Below are 19,331 nucleotides of genomic sequence, written 5' to 3'. Positions count from 1 at the left end.
AGACTATGTGACGAATAAAAACTGGTCGGTAAAGCCTATCTAACATAATCTCAGGAAAATTTAAACAGGCTCTTAGTATTTTACACCTTTGACATATGAGACTATTGTTTTTTCTCTGTTTACTCTCTGATGAAGTTTTCCTTCTATAAATCGGGTAATGGACTCTTTGGTTTGTTTTGCCGCACTTTCACTTCGGCAGAATACCATAGAATCATCGGCATAGCAGACAAAGAGATGCCCCTTTCGGATTAGTTCTTTATCAGGTTCATTAAGCACGGTGTTACTCAACAAGGGACTCAATGGACCACCCTGAGGTACTCCGACTAAAGTACCCTCCGTATTTCCTCCTATAAGTACACCAGAATTCAGATATTTATGAATCAAAGAGACTACACGACCGTCTTTGATTGTACGTGACAGGATTTCTATCAACTTACTATGGCAGACAGTATCAAAGAATTTCTCCAAATCCATATCGACCGTGAACACATAACCGGCAGAGATGTATTCACCACATTTTAATAGCGCATCATGGGCACTACGATGAGGGCGGAAACCATAACTGGTAGGTGAAAATTGGGGCTCATAAAGAGGTTGAAGCACTTGAGAGATGGCTTACTGAATCAAACGATCAACTACGGTGGGGATACCCAAATTACGTTTCTTTCCATTCGATTTGGGAATCTCAACCCGACGCACGGGGTTGGGATGGTATTTACCATCATAAATGGAGGATATCAGTTTATCCTTGTGGCACAGAAGATAAGGAAGAAGGTCATCCACCTTCATTCTATCAATGCCGCCACTACCCTTATTATTCTTCACCTGTTTATAAGCCAGATTTAGATTAGAAGGGGAAAGGATATATTCTAGTAATCCGACTTTCGCGTGTTTAAAGGCTGTAAGATGATTTTCAGTTATCCCCATGAAAGTCTGCACATCGGGTTCCACCTTCAGTGCCAATTGGTCGGATAGAGTATCTATGTTCTGCTTTCTTCCATTCATAAGGTAACATTCATGTATCTTACGTAATTAAGGTTCAGCCCTTCCCCATTATGATGAGTAATAGGTACTATGGCGTCTGCTGACTTCTCACGACAAATCCTGTTTCAACCAGATACAAAGATAGTTGTACCTGTCCGAGAGACCTCCACAGTTAAGTGCGACTGCTTTCATCTCATATGCTCTCTGAATATACTACATAGGGTTCGGATAGTTATAGGACTTCGTTTTGTTTCGCAAACTCGGCCACCATAGGTAGCCTCATAATCGGTTTCTGTTCGTAGAGCCGAGATTTTGCTGCCAGCTTCCTTCAGATTCCATTTCACAATGGACACCCTTGCTCTTGGATAACGATTCCCACTATCAGGGCTCGTTCGGGACTTACATCCTAAAGCAGTTCGCTCATGTTGGGCGAACAAAAAGGAGCAATCACCCTCTTGGGCAATCGCTCCTTTTTCATATAGTCAATTGAATTGTATTATTCTACTTCGCTGTAGTCAAGTACGGTTTTCTTATTAGCCAAGATACGGTCATACTCTTCTTTCGAACCGACAATCAGCTTCTCGAATTCACGCTGTCCTGTACCTGCCGGAATCAAGTGACCGCAAATCACATTTTCCTTCATACCTTCCAGACGGTCAACCTTGCCGTTGATGGCAGCTTCGTTGAGCACTTTCGTCGTTTCCTGGAAAGATGCAGCCGACATAAAGCTTGAAGTCTGCAATGCGGCACGTGTGATACCTTGAAGAATCTGAGTAGATGTAGCAGCAACAGCGTCACGAACCTCAACCGGTTTCAAGTCGCGGCGTTTCAACATACTGTTTTCATCGCGCAACTTGCGGGCTGTCACAATCTGTCCCGGCTGCAAGTTCTGAGAATCACCAGCATCAGTTACCACCTTCTTGCCCCAGATACGGTCGTTCTCTTCCATGAACTCAAGTTTGTCTACCACCTGTTGTTCCAAGAAGCGGGTATCGCCCGGTTCGTCAATCTGAACCTTACGCATCATCTGACGAACGATAATCTCGAAATGCTTGTCGTTTATCTTCACACCCTGCAAACGGTACACATCCTGAACTTCATTCACGATATATTCCTGTACAGCAGTAGGACCTTTAATAGCCAAAATATCTGCCGGAGTAGTAGCACCGTCAGACAACGGAGTACCAGCACGTACATAGTCATTTTCCTGTACCAGGATCTGCTTAGACAACGCAACTAGATATTTCTTGACCTCACCAGTCTTAGAAGTTACGATAATCTCACGGTTACCACGTTTAATCTTGCCCATCGTTACCTCACCGTCAATTTCAGAAACAACAGCAGGATTAGACGGATTACGGGCCTCAAACAATTCAGTAACACGAGGAAGACCACCCGTGATATCACCCGCCTTACCTACGGCACGCGGAATCTTCACGATTACTTCACCGGCTTTCACCTTCTGACCATTTTCGATAATCACGTGACCGCCCACCGGTAAATTATAAGTACGAATCAAATCACCGTCTTCAGTCAAGATATGAGCCGAAGGAACTTTCGTTTTATCCTTAGATTCGATAATGATAATTTCACGAAGACCTGTGGCTTCATCCGATTCAACCTTATAAGTAACGTTCTCAATTACGCCCTCAAACTCGATTTTACCAGTTGCTTCTGTGATAATAACAGCATTGAACGGGTCCCATTTAGCAATCAGCTTGCCTTTTTCTACCAAGTCGCCATCACCTACATACAACGTTGAACCATAAGGAACGTTATGAGTAGAAAGAACAATGTTAGTATTTACGTCTACGAAACGAACTTCAGCCAAACGACCTACTACTACTTTCGCAGATTCACCCATTTCATCAACAATATCTACTGTACGCAACTCTTCAAATTCAAGACGTGCGCTATTCTTAGCAACGATACTTGCATTTGCTGCTATATTGGCAGCAGTACCACCGGCGTGGAATGTACGCAATGTCAACTGTGTACCCGGCTCACCGATAGATTGAGCAGCGATAACACCGACAGCTTCTCCCTTCTGAACCATGCGGCTCGTTGCCAAGTTACGTCCGTAACATTTAGCACAAACACCCTTCTTAGCTTCACAAGTCAATACTGAACGGATTTCAACACTCTCAATCGGAGACTCCTGAATCTTCTTGGCAATTTCTTCCGTAATTTCTTCACCACCAGCCACAAGCAATTCGCCTGTAGTAGGATGAATAATATCATGTACAGAAACACGACCCAAGATACGTTCGTACAGAGTAGCAATAACCTCATCGTTATTCTTAAGATCTGTACAAACCAATCCGCGGAGTGTACCGCAATCTTCTTCTGTAATAATCACATCATGCGATACGTCTACCAGACGACGAGTCAGATATCCGGCATCGGCAGTCTTCAAGGCTGTATCCGCCAAACCTTTACGGGCACCGTGGGTAGAAATAAAGTATTCCAATACCGAAAGTCCCTCTTTAAAGTTCGACAAAATCGGGTTCTCGATGATCTGTCCGCCTTCTGCACCGGCTTTCTGCGGTTTTGCCATCAAACCACGCATACCTGACAACTGACGGATCTGCTCTTTAGAACCACGGGCACCAGAGTCAAGCATCATATATACAGAGTTGAAGCCCTGATCATCTGAAGAAATTGTCTTCATCAAGATATTAGACAACTCGGAGTTTACATGCGTCCAGATATCGATCACCTGATTGTAACGTTCATTGTTAGTAATGAAACCCATGTTATAGTTGTTTACGACTTGTTCTACTTCGTCGTAACCTTTCTGCACCAGAGCTTCTTTTTCTTCCGGTATGATGATATCACCCAAATTGAATGACAAACCACCCTTAAACGCCATCTGATAACCTAAGTTCTTGATTCCATCCAGGAAGTCGGCAGCTTTAGCCACACCACACACCTTAATTACATCACTAATAATATCACGAAGTGATTTCTTAGAGATAATTGTATTGATATAACCAGCTTCAGGCGGAACAATTTCATTCACAATCACACGTCCTACTGAAGTTTCGCGCATTACGTCTACAATGTTGCCATTTTCATCAAGATCTTTCACGATAACCTTCACCGGAGCATGAATATCTACCTTACCTTCATTGTAAGCGATCAAAGCTTCTTCCGGTCCGTAGAATGTCAAACCTTCACCTTTTGCACCAGCACGCAACTTAGTAATGTAGTACAAACCAAGGACCATATCCTGTGCAGGCACAGTAATAGGCGCACCGTTTGCCGGATTCAAAATATTATGTGATTGAAGCATCAACATCTGTGCTTCAAGAATTGCCTCATTACTCAAAGGCAAGTGAACAGCCATCTGGTCACCGTCAAAGTCGGCATTAAATGCCGTACATGCCAACGGGTGCAACTGGATAGCCTTACCTTCAATCATTTTCGGTTGGAAAGCCTGGATACCCAAACGGTGCAGTGTCGGAGCTCGGTTCAACAATACCGGATGCCCTTTCATTACATGTTCCAGAATATCCCAAATCACCGGCTCCTTACGGTCAACAATCTTCTTTGCAGACTTGACAGTCTTAACAATACCACGTTCAATAAGCTTGCGGATAATAAACGGCTTGTACAATTCAGCAGCCATTAATTTAGGAATACCGCATTCACCCATTTTCAATTCAGGACCAACGACAATTACCGAACGGGCAGAGTAGTCAACACGTTTACCCAACAAGTTCTGACGGAAACGTCCTTGTTTACCTTTCAAACTGTCAGACAATGATTTTAACGGACGGTTGGCATCTGTCTTTACAGCACTTGACTTACGTGAGTTATCAAACAAAGAATCGACAGATTCCTGAAGCATACGTTTTTCATTACGCAAAATTACTTCCGGAGCCTTGATTTCGATGAGCCGTTTCAAACGGTTGTTACGGATAATCACACGACGATAAAGGTCGTTCAAGTCTGATGTAGCAAAACGACCACCATCCAAGGGAACCAACGGACGAAGTTCGGGCGGGATAACCGGTACGATACGTACAATCATCCATTCCGGTTTGTTACGTCCGCGTGATGAACGGAACGATTCTACTACCTGAAGACGTTTCAACGCTTCATTCTTACGTTGCTGTGAAGCATCGTTACCTGCACGGTGACGCAATTCGTAAGACAAAGCATCCAAATCCAGACGAGCCAGCAAATCATAGATTGCTTCAGCACCCATCTTTGCAATAAATTTATTCGGATCATTATCTTCAAGATATTGATTGTCCTTTGGAAGTGTATCCAGAATATCCAGATATTCCTCTTCTGAAAGCAAATCATATTCAGCCACGCCATCTTCAGCTTTTACACCTGGCTGAATAACAACATAACGTTCGTAGTATATAATCGAATCCAGTTTCTTTGTCGGCAATCCGAGCAAATAACCGATTTTATTAGGAAGCGAACGGAAATACCAAATGTGAGCCACCGGCACAACCAATTGGATATGTCCCATACGTTCACGGCGTACCTTTTTTTCAGTAACTTCCACACCACAACGGTCGCAGACGATACCTTTATAACGAATACGCTTGTATTTACCGCAATGGCACTCATAATCCTTGATAGGACCAAAGATGCGCTCGCAGAACAAACCGTCACGTTCAGGTTTGTACGTACGGTAATTAATGGTTTCAGGCTTCAAAACTTCACCACTCGAATTCTCAAGGATTTCTTCCGGAGAAGCCAGACCAATTGAGATCTTCGAGAAATTACTTTTCGTCTTATTTTCTTTTCTAAAAGCCATACTCTATATAATTGAGATTTGATAATTAAATCATTGGAAATTGAAAAAGACACGGATGTCAACAAACCGTTAACGGTTTGTTGACACCACGCATTCTTCATTATTTTATTCTAGGTTGATACTCAAACCTAAACCTCTCAACTCGTGTAACAATACATTCAAGGATTCCGGAATACCTGGTTGCGGCATCGGTTCACCTTTCACTATTGCTTCATAAGCTTTCGAACGTCCTACCACATCATCAGACTTGATAGTCAGAATCTCCTGCAGGATATGAGCAGCACCAAAGCCTTCGAGCGCCCAAACTTCCATTTCTCCGAAACGCTGACCACCGAATTGTGCTTTACCACCAAGAGGTTGCTGAGTAATCAATGAGTACGGACCGATAGAACGAGCGTGCATCTTGTCTTCAACCATGTGACCTAACTTCAACATATAAGTTACTCCCACAGTTGCCGGTTGGTCAAACTGCTCACCTGTACCACCATCACAGAGATAAGTCTTACAGTAGCGGGGCAATCCTGCCTTGTCTGTCCACTCATCCAGATCATCCATTGTTGCACCGTCAAAAATAGGAGTTGCAAATTTCACACCTAATGTTTTTCCGGCACGTCCAAGTACAGCTTCGAAAATCTGACCAATGTTCATACGTGAAGGCACACCCAACGGATTCAATACAATGTCAACTGGGGTACCGTCTGCCAAGAACGGCATATCTTCCTGACGTACAACACGTGACACGATACCCTTGTTACCGTGACGACCTGCCATTTTATCACCTACACCAATCTTACGTTTCTTGGCAATATATACCTTAGCCATCTGAATAATACCGGCAGGAAGTTCATCACCAATAGTGATAGCGAACTTCTTACGTTTCAACTCAGCATCTAATTCTTTATATTTCTTAATGAAATTCATCACCAAATCACGAATCATGCCGTTAGCGTGCTCGTCACTTGTCCAATTACTCAACTGGATAGAAGTGAAATCAAGCGAATCAAAATCTGACGCACTGAACTTAGCCCCCTTGGCAATCACCTCTGCACCCAAATAGTCTTTCACGCCCTGCGAAACCTTTCCTTCTGTTAAAATCATCAGTTTCTTAACCAGAATACGTTTCAAGTCTGCTACCTTAGATTCAAATTCGTCATCAATCTTAGGCAACAATGCTTTGTCAGCCAGTTTAGAGCTACGATTCTTAATCACACGTGAGAAAAGTTTCTTATCAATCACAACACCTTTCAAAGAAGGAGAAGCTTTCAAAGAAGCATCTTTCACGTCACCTGCCTTATCACCGAAGATAGCACGAAGCAATTTTTCTTCCGGAGAAGGATCAGATTCACCCTTTGGCGTAATCTTACCAATCATGATATCACCCGGTTCGATACGAGCACCGATTCTTACGATACCGTTTTCATCCAAGTCTTTGGTAGCTTCTTCACTTACATTCGGGATATCAGAAGTCAACTCTTCCATACCACGCTTTGTTTCACGAACTTCCAGAGAATATTCCTCTACGTGAACCGAAGTCAACAAGTCTTCACGTACCACACGTTCGTTCAATACGATGGCATCCTCATAGTTGTAACCCTTCCAAGGCATGTAAGCCACCAACAGGTTCTTACCCAATGCCAATTCACCTTTTTCGGTAGAATAACCTTCAGTCAAGATATCACCTTTCTTCACGCGCTGACCCTTGTCGCAAATCGGACGCAAGTCAATTGTCATGTTCTGGTTGGTCTTACGGAACTTAGGTATTCTATATTCCTTTAAAGCAGGTTCGAAACTTACAAATTCTTCGTCTTCCGTACGGTCATACAAAATACGGATAGTAGTAGCATCCACATAATCAACTACACCGTCACCTTCTGCAGTAATTTGCGTACGAGAGTCTCTTACCAACTGACGTTCGATACCTGTACCAACAATCGGTGCTTCACTTCTCAACAAAGGAACTGCCTGGCGCATCATGTTCGATCCCATCAATGCACGGTTAGCATCATCATGTTCCAAGAATGGAATCAAAGAAGCTGCAATAGATGCAATCTGCTGAGGAGCAACATCCATCAAATCAACTTCAGATGGTTCTACAACCGGAAAATCTGCATCCTGACGAGACTTGACTCTGTTAAGAACAAAGGTACCATCGTCATTCAACGGAGCATTTCCCTGCGCAATAATCTTTTCTTCCTCTTCTTCAGCAGTCAAATAAATCAGACCGTTATCAGAAAGATCCACTTTTCCATTTTCTACCTTACGGTAGGGAGTTTCAATGAATCCTAGTTCATTAATCTTAGCAAATACACACAATGAAGAAATCAAACCGATATTCGGACCTTCAGGAGTCTCAATCGGACAAAGACGACCATAGTGTGTGTAGTGAACGTCACGAACCTCAAATCCGGCACGTTCACGAGAAAGACCACCAGGACCAAGAGCAGACATACGACGTTTGTGCGTAATTTCAGCCAGTGGGTTTGTCTGGTCCATGAACTGCGACAACGCATTCGTTCCGAAGAATGAGTTGATTACTGAAGAAATAGTCTTCGCATTAATCAAATCAATCGGGGTAAACACTTCATTGTCACGAACGTTCATACGTTCACGAATCGTACGAGACATACGAGCCAGCCCCACAGCAAACTGATTAGAAAGCTGTTCACCAACAGTACGTACACGACGGTTACTCAAGTGGTCAATATCATCTACATCCGCTTTTGAATTAATCAACTCAATCAGATATTTGATGATTTCAATAATATCTTCCTTCGTGAGGACACGCACGTCCATATCAGTCGTCAGATTCAACTTCTTATTGATTCTGTATCGACCTACATCACCAAGGTCATATCGCTTTTCTGAGAAGAACAAGTTGTTGATAACCTCCCTTGCACTTGCGTCATCAGCCGGATCAGCATTACGCAACTGACGGTAGATATACAACACAGCTTCTTTTTCCGAGTTACTCGGGTCCTTCTGCAACGTATTATATATGATAGAGAAATCGGACTGATTCGGTTCATCCTTATGCAAAAGGATATTCTGAACTCCCGACTCCAAAATTTCATCAATATGCTCCTCTTCCAGTACGGTTTCACGGTCGATAATAACTTCGTTACGTTCAATAGAAACCACTTCACCGGTATCTTCATCAACGAAATCTTCAATCCATGTTTTCAAGACACGTGCTGCCAATTTACGGCCTAACACCTTCTTCAGATTTGTCTTGTTTACCTTCACATCCTCTGCAAGGTTGAAAATCTCAAGAATATCTTTGTCATTCTCGAAGCCAATTGCACGTAACAATGTAGTTACCGGCAATTTCTTCTTACGGTCGATGTATGCGTACATCACATTATTGATGTCAGTAGCAAACTCAATCCACGAACCTTTAAACGGAATAATACGAGCCGAATAAAGTTTCGTACCATTGGCATGTACACTCTGACCGAAGAACACACCCGGAGAACGGTGAAGCTGTGACACAACTACGCGTTCGGCACCATTAATGACGAAAGTAGCCTTATCAGTCATGTAAGGAATAGGGCCAAGGAATACGTCCTGAATTACTGTATCAAAATCCTCATGATCGGGGTCCGTACAGTAAAGCTTAAGCTTCGCTTTTAAGGGAACACTATAAGTGAGCCCACGCTCTATACAATCATCAATGGTATAACGCGGCGGATCAATATAATAGTCCAGAAACTCAAGAACAAAATTGTTTCTTGTATCGGCAATAGGGAAGTTTTCAGCAAATACTTTATACAATCCCTCATTCTTACGCTTTTCAGGTGGGGTATCTAATTGTAGAAAGTCTTGGAATGACTTCAATTGTACTTCCAGAAAATCCGGATATTCGAGCGGATTCTTAGTCGAAGCAAAATTAACTCTTTGATTTACAGTATTTGAAGACATCTAGTAATGAATTTGGAGAACTTAATTTGAAATATATACACAAAAAGGTTAAGAATCCTCTTGTGAAGGATTCCTAACCGAATTACCTGATTACCAGGCCAATGTTATTTAAGTTCAACTTCAGCTCCAGCTTCTTCCAATGTTTTCTTCAATGATTCTGCTTCGTCTTTAGCCAAACCTTCTTTAACTGTGCTAGGAGCACCGTCTACCAAGTCTTTAGCTTCTTTCAAGCCAAGGCCACAAGCTTCTTTAACGGCTTTAACAACCTGAAGTTTAGCTGAGCCAGCGCTCTTCAATACTACATCGAAAGAAGTCTTTTCTTCTACAGCAGCAGCACCAGCTGCAGGACCAGCAGCAACAGCAACAGCTGCAGCAGCAGGTTCAATACCGTATTCATCTTTAAGGATAGTTGCAAGTTCATTAACTTCTTTTACTGTCAAGTTAACTAGTTGTTCTGCAAAAGCTTTCAAATCTGCCATTTTTTGTATGATTTTAATTGTTTAAATACTTTGTTGTTTTTGAAAATTATTCGGGTCTCTCACCAAGAGTTTTGAGTACTCCGTGAAGGGTGTTTCCACCTGATTGAAGAGCAGAAATAACACTCTTCGCTGGAGATTGCAACAGGGCAATAACGTCAGCGATAACTTCATTCTTACTCTTGATTGCAACGAGAGCATCCAATTGGTCTGCACCAATGTAGAAACTTTCTTCTGCATATGCAGCTTTCAGTCCGGGAATACCGTCTTTCGCTTTATCCTTGATCAGTTTAGCCGGTAAGTTTGCAGTATTGCAAAACATAACAGCAGTAGTACCTTTCAAAGAATCGTAAAGAGGAGAGAAGTCTTCTTCCAAGCTTTCAAGTGCTTTGTGGAGCAAAGTGTTTTTAATCACCATCAACTTGATATCTGATTTAAAACAATCTCTTCTTAATGCACTGGTAGCAGCAGCGTTCATAGCAGTAACATCTACTAAATAGAAGTGACCATATTCCTTTACTGTAGCAGCAATTTGCTCTATAATCGTACTTTTATCTTCCTTTCTCATTATTTCTCTGTTTTATTAGATTTCATCCACTGATTTCGGGTCGATTTTGATACCCGCACTCATTGTACTAGAAAGATAAATACTCTTAATATATGTACCCTTTGCTGCGGTCGGTTTCAGTTTGTTCAGAGTAGAGATGAACTCTTTCGCATTGTCGCGAATCTGATCAGGACTGAATGATACCTTACCAATAGAAGTATGAACAATACCGCTCTTGTCAACTTTAAAGTCGATTTTTCCTTGTTTTACTTCTTTTACAGCTTTAGCAACATCCATAGTTACAGTACCACTCTTCGGGTTCGGCATCAATCCACGAGGACCGAGTACACGACCGAGTGCACCAATTTTACCCATGATAGATGGCATAGTGATGATCACATCAATATCGGTCCATCCACCTTTGATCTTTTCAATATATTCGTCAAGACCAACATAGTCAGCACCAGCTTCTTTTGCAGCAGCTTCAGCATCCGGTGTACAAAGTACCAATACACGCACTTCTTTACCAGTACCATGAGGAAGTGAAACAACACCTCTCACCATCTGGTTAGCTTTACGTGGATCAACACCTAAACGTACATCAATATCCAATGAAGCATCAAACTTAGTAAAAGTGATTTCTTTTACCAAAGATGCAGCTTCTTTCAGTGAGTATGCTTTCCCTGCTTCAATCTTTTCTGCAGCTAACTTTTGATTTTTTGTCAGTTTACCCATTACAATTGAAGTTTATTAATTATTAACCGGGAACTCCCCTTTTACAGCGATACCCATACTTCTAGCTGTACCTGCAACCATTCTCATGGCAGCTTCCACAGTAAAACAGTTCAAGTCCACCATTTTGTCCTGAGCAATCGTACGAATCTGTTCCCAAGTAAGCTCGGCAACTTTCTTACGGTTAGGCTCAGCAGAACCACTCTTTACCTTAGCTACTTCAAGTAATTGAATAGCAACGGGAGGAGTCTTGATTACAAAATCGAAAGACTTATCTGCGTAGTAAGTAATGATAACAGGCAAAATCTTACCTGCCTTGTCTTGGGTTCTGGCATTGAATTGCTTGCAAAATTCCATGATATTGATACCCTTAGAACCTAATGCAGGTCCAACTGGGGGTGATGGATTTGCAGCGCCTCCTTTAATCTGTAATTTGATTAGTCCAGCAACTTCTTTAGCCATTTTTTTATTGATTTATATATAAACATTAAACGAAGAACAACAACAGCGTAACAATTCCGCGTTATTCTTTTTCCACTTGCATAAAGCCCAATTCAAGCGGCGTTTTGCGCCCGAATATCTTCACCATGACCTTTAGTTTCTTTTTTTCACTATTCACCTCTTCAATGATACCACTGAATCCGCTGAAAGGGCCAAAAGTAACTTTAACAGTTTCACCGACCACGTACGGAATACTAAGTTCTTCACCCGTTTCCTGCAGTTCGTCAACTGTACCAAGTATACGATTCACTTCTGATTGTCTGAGAGGCACCGGTTTTTCAGAGCCACCAAGAAAGCCTATCACATTCGGAGTGTTGCGCAAGTGATGAGAAACCTCACCAACCAAAGCAGCCTCCACCAAAACGTAACCAGGAAGATAACTTCTTTCCTTCACAATTTTTTTGCCATTGCGAACCTGATAAACCTTTTCAGTAGGAATCAATACCTGAGATACATATTCACCAAGGTCGCTGTTTTTAATGTCAGCTTCAAGATATTCCTTTACCTTAGCTTCTTTTCCGCTAATAGCACGCAGAACGTACCATTTCTTCTCAATCTCAGCCATTTTAAGTTCCTATTTTTAATGTGGATAAACAATTTTTTCCATGAAGTTTTGGAAACAGACATCCATACCCCATACTACCAATGCAATAAGCAGGGAAGCATATAAAACAACTACTGCACTGTTAGCAAGTTCGGAATACGTTGGCCACGATACTTTATGAACAAGTTCGTCGTAAGATTCTTTAATATAAGCTATTACCTTTTTCATTTCAATAATATTAGCACGGGAGGAGAGGCTCGAACTCCCGACACCCGGTTTTGGAGACCGGTGCTCTACCAACTGAGCTACTCCCGTGTGTACATAATCAGTTCCCGATACAAGACCGAGAACTGATTAATTATTGTGTATTAGTCAAGAATTTCTGTAATCTGACCAGCACCTACCGTACGTCCACCTTCGCGGATAGCGAAACGAAGACCTGGGTTCAATGCTACTGGGTAGATCAACTCAACTGTGATAGTTACGTTATCACCCGGCATTACCATTTCAGTTCCTTCCGGCAAAGTGATTTCACCTGTACAGTCCATAGTACGCAGATAGAACTGAGGACGATATTTATTATGGAACGGAGTGTGACGACCACCTTCTTCTTTCTTCAGGATATAAACCTCAGCTTTGAATTTAGAGTGCGGTTTAATCTGACCCGGCTTACAAAGAACCATACCACGTTTGATTTCGTTCTTGTCGATACCACGGAGCAACAAACCTACGTTGTCACCAGCTTCACCCTGATCCAACAATTTGCGGAACATCTCAACACCAGTTACAACTGATTTCTTATCTTCACCCAAACCAAGGATTTCAACTTCGTCACCTACATGAATAACACCTGTTTCGATACGACCTGTTGCTACAGTACCACGACCTGTGATAGAGAACACGTCTTCAACCGGCATCAAGAAAGGTTTATCAATATCACGCGGAGGCAGCGGAATCCAAGTATCAACAGCGTCCATCAACTCCATTACTTTTTCTTCCCACTTTTCAACACCGTTCAATGCGCCAAGAGCAGAACCCTGGATAATAGGAGTATTGTCACCATCGAAGTCATAGAACGAAAGAAGTTCTCTCATTTCCATTTCAACGAGTTCCAACATTTCAGCATCGTCTACCATATCGCACTTGTTCAAGAACACAACCAGACGAGGCACGTTTACCTGACGAGCCAACAAGATATGTTCGCGAGTCTGAGGCATCGGACCATCAGTTGCAGCACAAACAATGATAGCACCATCCATCTGAGCAGCACCAGTTACCATGTTCTTTACGTAGTCAGCGTGTCCCGGACAGTCAACGTGTGCGTAGTGACGGTTAGCAGTTTCGTACTCAACGTGTGAAGTATTAATAGTAATACCTCTTTCTTTTTCCTCAGGAGCATTATCGATAGAATCGAAAGAACGCAACTCAGAAAGACCTTTTTTTGCCAACACAGTAGTGATAGCAGCAGTCAACGTTGTCTTACCGTGGTCTACGTGACCGATTGTACCAATGTTTACGTGCGGTTTGGTACGTTCAAATTTCTCTTTAGCCATAGCTTTACTTGTTATTTATTTGATTAATAATCAGCATTTACATCTTATGAGCTGTTACCGGGACTTGAACCCGGGACCTCTTCCTTACCAAGGAAGTGCTCTACCGCTGAGCTATAACAGCAAGAAAAAAAAGAGCGGAAGACGGGGCTCAAACCCGCGACCCTCAGCTTGGAAGGCTAATGCTCTATCAACTGAGCTACTTCCGCATTCTAGCCAAAGTTATCACTTTGTTTTTTTGTGGGCAAAGATGGATTCGAACCACCGAAGTCGAAAGACAGCAGATTTACAGTCTGCCCCATTTGGCCACTCTGGTATTTGCCCTTACAATTCATTAAATAAAAGAACCAAAATCAAACAATATAACAAACTCCAACGTTCTATCTTTGTTCTTCATTTTTTGAGCCTCTTGTCGGATTCGAACCAACGACCCCGAGATTACAAATCACGTGCTCTGGCCAACTGAGCTAAAGAGGCATTCTAGCTAAAAAATGCAACCGCCACGTTCTAACGCGAGCGAAACGGCTGCAAATTTAGTTATTTATTTCTTTTTCGCAAAATATTTGCGTCTTTTTTATTTGCTACGCTGTTTTTCCTTGTATTTAACCAGTTGTTTACTGAGCGCTTCCACATCCAAATCAATCGATTCTTCAAACGTGTCGCATACTTTACTTGCATAAAACTCCCCATTTGGGATAAGAATTTTAATGCCCGCTTCTTTATTTTCAGCAACTTCCGGCTTAACCACCTTTAATGACACCTCTACTTTCTTTATATCTTCGTAATATTTTTCCAACTTAGACACTTTCTTTTGAATAAATGCCTGCAATTGCTCTGACGCATCAAAGTGAATTGATTGAATTCTAATATCCATACTTACCTCCTTGTTTTTAAGCTCTTGGATGAGCTTGTTTATACACTTTTTTAAGTTCTTCAAATGTGGCGTGCGTATAAACCTCGGTAGTTGTTATACTCTCGTGGCCCAAAATTTCTTTTACCGCACCCAACTCTGCCTCATTATTCAGCATCGTGGTAGCAAAAGTATGCCTCAACACGTGAGGGCTCTTTTTTTTCAGCGTCGCCACCTTTGACAGATTCCGTTTCACCAAATTATAGACTAGATTCTTATAAAGCCGTCTGCCATCTTCTTTTATAAAAAAAGCTTCCGACCTCACCGGAATCGTTTCGTTTCTTATGTCAATATATCCAAGCATCAAATCCCGCAGTTCATCACCAAACGGAATCAACCGCTGCTTGTTTCTTTTTCCAGTCACCTTAAGAAGAGAAGCTGAAAAATCCACATCCTTATCATCCAAACCTATCAATTCCGAAAGTCTCATACCAGTAGCATAAAACATTTCAATAACCAACCGGTCCCGACACCCTTTAAATCCTTTACCAAAATCCGTTTCATCCAACAGCCGATTCATTTCGCTTTCTTTCAAAAACACAGGCAACGTTTTTTTGTTCTTAGGCCCCTTTATTCTGCATAAAGGATCTACAACCACCTCCCCTTGTTTTAAAAGATACTTATAAAACGTCCGGAGCGAACTTAGCTTACGATTTACAGAAGTTGAGGTATATCCTCTATCCATCAATGAAACAATCCATTCACGAATCAGTTCAGCCTCGACCTCCAGCGGATCGAATTTCCCATACTCTTCCTGAGCAAACTCCCGTAGTTGCTTTATATCTTCACCGTACGCGAGAACGGTTTTTTCCGAATAATTCCGCTCGTACTGGAGATAATCAAGAAAAGATTCTATCAACATAATATCGCTACATCTAAAATCGTGCAACGAATGTATGAAAAGAATTCAATAATTCAAAGGAAATTACGAATTATTAATCTTCTACTTGCTGAAGTTTTTGTACGTAAACTGCACGTTCTCTCTTAAGTCTGTTAGTTACAGACGGTTTGTCAAACTGCTGTCTGCTTCTCAATTCTTTCACGATGCCAGTTTTCTCAAATTTTCTTTTAAACTTCTTCAGCGCTTTTTCAATGTTTTCGCCTTCTTTTACAGGTACTACAATCATTTTGTTACTATTAATATGTTATGATTAAAAATTTCCGCAGTCAAATTGCGCTGCAAAATTACACATACTTTCTTTATTCACAAAACTTTCGGTAAATATTTCTCAAAAACTATTCATAAACAAAGCGTTAAACGTAGAAAGTTAGTACCTTTGAGTCAATTAATATACTTACCATAATATAATGAACGTATGAAACAGAACATCAAAGAAAGAGTGAATGCGTTGCGTGCGATATTGCGTGGCGGCAACATCCAGGCATTTATCATCCCCAGCACCGACCCTCACCTGAGCGAATATGTGGCTCCGCACTGGATGTCGCGCGAATGGATTTCAGGCTTTACCGGTTCGGCGGGAACCGTGGCGGTGACAATGGACGACGCCGGATTATGGACCGACTCGCGCTACTTCCTGCAAGCGGGAGAGGAACTGGAGGACACCGGCATTGCTTTATATAAGGAGGGACTGCCGGACACTCCGGGCCTCACCGACTTCCTCTGCCGTAATTTGCAGCCGGGCGATTCTGTCGGCATCGACGGAAAAATGTTTTCCGTGCAGCAGGTGGAGCAGATGAAGGAGGAGTTGGCTGCCCACCAGTTGCAGCTCGACATCTTCGGCGACCCGTTGGAACGCATTTGGGAAGACCGACCTTCCATCCCCGACGCTCCGGCTTTTGTCTACGACCTTTGCTATGCGGGAAAAACCTGCGCGGAGAAAATATCCGCCATCCGCGCCGAATTGAAAGACAAAGGAGCGGACGCCTTATTCCTGTCGGCTCTGGACGAGATAGCATGGACACTCAATCTCAGAGGAAACGACGTACATTGCAATCCGGTCGTAGTCAGCTATTTGCTTATCACACAGGAAGAGACGGTTTATTTCATCTCTCCGGAAAAGGTGACGCAGGAGGTTGCTTCTTATCTGAAAGAGCAGCAGATAGGCCTGCATGATTATGACAAGGTGGAGACTTTCTTGCAGGGCCTTTCCGGAAGGAGGATTCTTATCGACCCCCGAAAGACGAATTTCGCCGTTTACTCTGCCATCCGTCCGGAATGCACGATTGTCCGGGGCGAATCGCCGGTGGCGCTGCTGAAGGCCGTCCGCAACGAGCAGGAAATTGCCGGTCTGCGGGCTGCCATGCAACGCGACGGAGTGGCGCTTGTCAAATTCCTCCAATGGCTGGAAGGCGCGGTCGCGTCGGGCAAGGAGACGGAATTGAGCATCGACCAAAAACTGCATGAATCCAGGGCTGCCGAACCCCTTTACATGGGCGAGAGTTTCGACACGATTGCGGGATACAAAGAGCACGGAGCCATCGTGCATTATTCGGCAACACCGGAAAGCGCTGCCGTGCTCCAGCCCAAAGGTTTCCTGCTTTTAGACTCCGGGGCGCAGTATATGGACGGAACCACCGACATCACGCGCACCATCGCACTGGGCGCACTCACCGAGGAGGAGAAAAGAGACTATACTCTCGTATTAAAGGGGCACATTGCGCTGGCAAGGGCCAAATTTCCTGCGGGTACCCGTGGCGTGCAGCTCGACGTGCTGGCGCGTATGCCGCTCTGGAGCCACGGGATGAACTACCTGCATGGCACCGGACACGGAGTAGGCCATTTCCTCAGCGTACACGAAGGGCCGCAAAGCATCCGCATGAACGAGAATCCGGTGGTGCTGCAACCGGGTATGGTGACTTCCAACGAACCGGGCGTCTACAAAGCCGGCAGCCACGGGATACGCATCGAAAACCTGACACTGGTTTGCAAAGCGTGCGAAGGTATGTTTGGCGATTACCTCGCGTTTGAAACCCTTACGCTGTGTCCTATCTGCACGAAGGGAATCATCAGGGAAATGCTGGCCAATGAGGAAATCGAATGGCTGAACAGTTATCACCAGACGGTTTACGAACAGCTGTCTCCGGATCTTAGCGAAGAAGAAAAAAACTGGCTGCGAGAGGCTACTGCTTCCATTTAAACGGAACTTGTCTGAGCCCGAGGTGTCAGCCAACATTCGGTCGCATCAACTAAAAATCTTTATCAGAAACAAATCATTTTATGGCTTTAATCAAATCAGTACGGGGATTTACGCCCGAAATCGGAGAGAATTGTTTCCTTGCCGACAACGCAACCCTCATCGGGGATGTGAAAATAGGAAACGACTGTAGTATTTGGTTCAACAGCGTATTGCGGGGCGACGTCAATTCCATACGAATAGGCAACGGGGTGAATATTCAGGACGGTAGTGTCCTGCATACGTTGTATCAGAAATCGGTCATCGAAATCGGCAATCATGTGTCCGTAGGGCACAATGTCACCATCCATGGAGCAACGGTGAAAGATTATGCGCTCATCGGAATGGGAGCGACGGTTTTAGACCACGCCGTCGTGGGAGAAGGTGCGATTGTCGCCGCCGGCTCGCTGGTGCTGAGCAACACGGTGATTGAACCGGGAAGCATTTGGGGCGGCGTGCCTGCCAAATTCATCAAAAAAGTAGACCCCGAACAGGCGAAGGAATTGAATCAGAAGATTGCACACAATTATCTGATGTATGCCCAATGGTACAAGGAGTAATAAGAGACTCCGCTACAGCAGGGGCTTTGCCTGTACGTAGCGGAGTTTCTTATGTATTTATGATTACGCTCAATGCCGGTCCATAGAACGCAGATAAGGGAAACTACCTGTCAGCTTTTCCTTCTTCTACAAAAGATTCCAGTTCGTGTATATCAAACAGGTGTCCGGCAACATCTTACATAATCTCACGGATAGCCGATTCACGCGAGTGCCCGCCCACACGGATGCTCATCCTGTCCAAATACACTTTAGAAGGCAGAAAATCCAATAAGGCCTTCATCTTGCTGCATCCTACAATCCCCACTATAAGATACCGCACATCTTTCAAGGGCAACGAACACCGGACGGCTTGCCACCCCGTTTCGCCGGGCACCACCATAGAATCTGTCCTTAGGAAATTTTGCTGCAAATCCATTCCCATCACCTGCAAACAGACCTTACTCATACCCATCAGCCGAAGGCGTAAATCTACAGTAACCGTATCCTTGTCATATCCGGCGGGTAGCTGAAATGCCTGATGCAAATTCAACATAACCGGATGGTTCTCGCATCCCAACGAAAAAAATAGAATTCTGATTTACTCTTTTCGGAAGTATTACAAGCGGATGTTTGCCATGCATTAGAGCCTGTTTAAATTTTCCTGAGATTATGTTAGATAGGCTTTACCGACCTGTTTTTATTCGTCACATAGTCTC

Annotated in this window: 15 protein-coding genes, 5 tRNA genes and 1 pseudogene; 2 read left to right on the top strand and 19 right to left on the bottom strand. The window is 43.3% G+C overall.

Annotated features, from left to right (window positions below):
* Positions 1–75: 75 nt before the first annotated feature.
* From ltrA to rpsU, 18 genes and pseudogenes are all read right to left on the bottom strand, one after another.
* Positions 76–1,005: pseudogene (gene ltrA, locus NSB03_RS16940) on the bottom strand (group II intron reverse transcriptase/maturase); the annotation flags it as partial.
* A 475-nt stretch (positions 1,006–1,480) separates the two neighbouring features.
* A complete protein-coding gene (rpoC, locus tag NSB03_RS16935) occupies positions 1,481–5,764 on the bottom strand; it encodes a DNA-directed RNA polymerase subunit beta' (RefSeq protein ID WP_135037852.1) in 4,284 nt (1,427 codons plus the stop codon).
* 105 nt (positions 5,765–5,869) lie between these two features.
* Positions 5,870–9,682, bottom strand: coding sequence for a DNA-directed RNA polymerase subunit beta (gene rpoB / locus NSB03_RS16930; RefSeq protein WP_024988270.1), 3,813 nt, complete (start codon positions 9,680–9,682; stop codon positions 5,870–5,872).
* 104 nt (positions 9,683–9,786) lie between these two features.
* Entirely contained in the window at positions 9,787–10,161 is a 375-nt protein-coding gene (rplL, locus tag NSB03_RS16925; RefSeq protein WP_024988271.1) for a 50S ribosomal protein L7/L12, read from the bottom strand.
* 46 nt (positions 10,162–10,207) lie between these two features.
* On the bottom strand, positions 10,208–10,726 hold the full coding sequence (gene rplJ / locus NSB03_RS16920; protein WP_024988272.1) for a 50S ribosomal protein L10: 519 nt from the start codon (positions 10,724–10,726) through the stop codon (positions 10,208–10,210).
* 15 nt (positions 10,727–10,741) lie between these two features.
* Entirely contained in the window at positions 10,742–11,440 is a 699-nt protein-coding gene (gene rplA, locus NSB03_RS16915) for a 50S ribosomal protein L1 (protein WP_004310894.1), read from the bottom strand.
* Positions 11,441–11,455: 15 nt separating this feature from the next.
* On the bottom strand, positions 11,456–11,899 hold the full coding sequence (gene rplK / locus NSB03_RS16910; RefSeq protein ID WP_004307548.1) for a 50S ribosomal protein L11: 444 nt from the start codon (positions 11,897–11,899) through the stop codon (positions 11,456–11,458).
* A 61-nt stretch (positions 11,900–11,960) separates the two neighbouring features.
* Positions 11,961–12,503, bottom strand: coding sequence for a transcription termination/antitermination protein NusG (gene nusG, locus NSB03_RS16905; RefSeq protein WP_024988273.1), 543 nt, complete (start codon positions 12,501–12,503; stop codon positions 11,961–11,963).
* A 15-nt stretch (positions 12,504–12,518) separates the two neighbouring features.
* Positions 12,519–12,710: a preprotein translocase subunit SecE gene (secE, locus tag NSB03_RS20905; RefSeq protein ID WP_004296363.1), complete on the bottom strand. Its 192-nt coding sequence runs from the start codon at positions 12,708–12,710 to the stop codon at positions 12,519–12,521.
* 14 nt (positions 12,711–12,724) lie between these two features.
* Positions 12,725–12,797: transfer RNA gene (locus tag NSB03_RS16900), tRNA-Trp, on the bottom strand.
* 53 nt (positions 12,798–12,850) lie between these two features.
* Complete coding sequence (gene tuf / locus NSB03_RS16895) at positions 12,851–14,035, bottom strand: elongation factor Tu (protein WP_024988274.1); 1,185 nt, start codon at positions 14,033–14,035, stop codon at positions 12,851–12,853.
* A gap of 49 nt (positions 14,036–14,084) precedes the next feature.
* Positions 14,085–14,156, bottom strand: a tRNA-Thr gene (locus NSB03_RS16890).
* Positions 14,157–14,168: 12 nt separating this feature from the next.
* Positions 14,169–14,241: transfer RNA gene (locus NSB03_RS16885), tRNA-Gly, on the bottom strand.
* A 32-nt stretch (positions 14,242–14,273) separates the two neighbouring features.
* Positions 14,274–14,356 (bottom strand) — tRNA-Tyr (locus tag NSB03_RS16880).
* Between the two features lie 79 nt (positions 14,357–14,435).
* Positions 14,436–14,509 (bottom strand) — tRNA-Thr (locus NSB03_RS16875).
* A 97-nt stretch (positions 14,510–14,606) separates the two neighbouring features.
* Positions 14,607–14,906, bottom strand: coding sequence for a ribosome hibernation-promoting factor, HPF/YfiA family (hpf, locus tag NSB03_RS16870; protein WP_024988275.1), 300 nt, complete (start codon positions 14,904–14,906; stop codon positions 14,607–14,609).
* Between the two features lie 16 nt (positions 14,907–14,922).
* Positions 14,923–15,804 (bottom strand): tyrosine recombinase XerC, encoded by an 882-nt coding sequence (locus NSB03_RS16865; protein WP_024988276.1) that lies wholly within the window; start codon positions 15,802–15,804, stop codon positions 14,923–14,925.
* A 73-nt stretch (positions 15,805–15,877) separates the two neighbouring features.
* On the bottom strand, positions 15,878–16,069 hold the full coding sequence (gene rpsU / locus NSB03_RS16860) for a 30S ribosomal protein S21 (protein ID WP_024988277.1): 192 nt from the start codon (positions 16,067–16,069) through the stop codon (positions 15,878–15,880).
* A gap of 189 nt (positions 16,070–16,258) precedes the next feature.
* On the opposite strand from rpsU, the gene NSB03_RS16855 reads away from it, so the two are divergent.
* Both NSB03_RS16855 and NSB03_RS16850 read left to right on the top strand, forming a co-directional pair.
* On the top strand, positions 16,259–18,040 hold the full coding sequence (locus tag NSB03_RS16855; RefSeq protein WP_024988278.1) for an aminopeptidase P family protein: 1,782 nt from the start codon (positions 16,259–16,261) through the stop codon (positions 18,038–18,040).
* Positions 18,041–18,120: 80 nt separating this feature from the next.
* The gene (locus NSB03_RS16850) at positions 18,121–18,636 is read left to right on the top strand and encodes a gamma carbonic anhydrase family protein (RefSeq protein ID WP_121766377.1); all 516 of its coding nucleotides are present in this window, start codon (positions 18,121–18,123) and stop codon (positions 18,634–18,636) included.
* A 175-nt stretch (positions 18,637–18,811) separates the two neighbouring features.
* Here the strand turns inward: NSB03_RS16850 and NSB03_RS16845 are convergent, their stop codons facing one another.
* Entirely contained in the window at positions 18,812–19,168 is a 357-nt protein-coding gene (locus tag NSB03_RS16845) for a hypothetical protein (RefSeq protein WP_128824453.1), read from the bottom strand.
* Positions 19,169–19,331 lie beyond the last annotated feature (163 nt).

The sequence above is a fragment of the Bacteroides acidifaciens genome, assembly GCF_024623065.1.
Lineage (GTDB): Bacteria > Bacteroidota > Bacteroidia > Bacteroidales > Bacteroidaceae > Bacteroides > Bacteroides acidifaciens.
The sequence above is the reverse complement of the archived record's forward strand: the minus strand, read 5'-3'. Positions and strand labels throughout refer to the sequence as shown.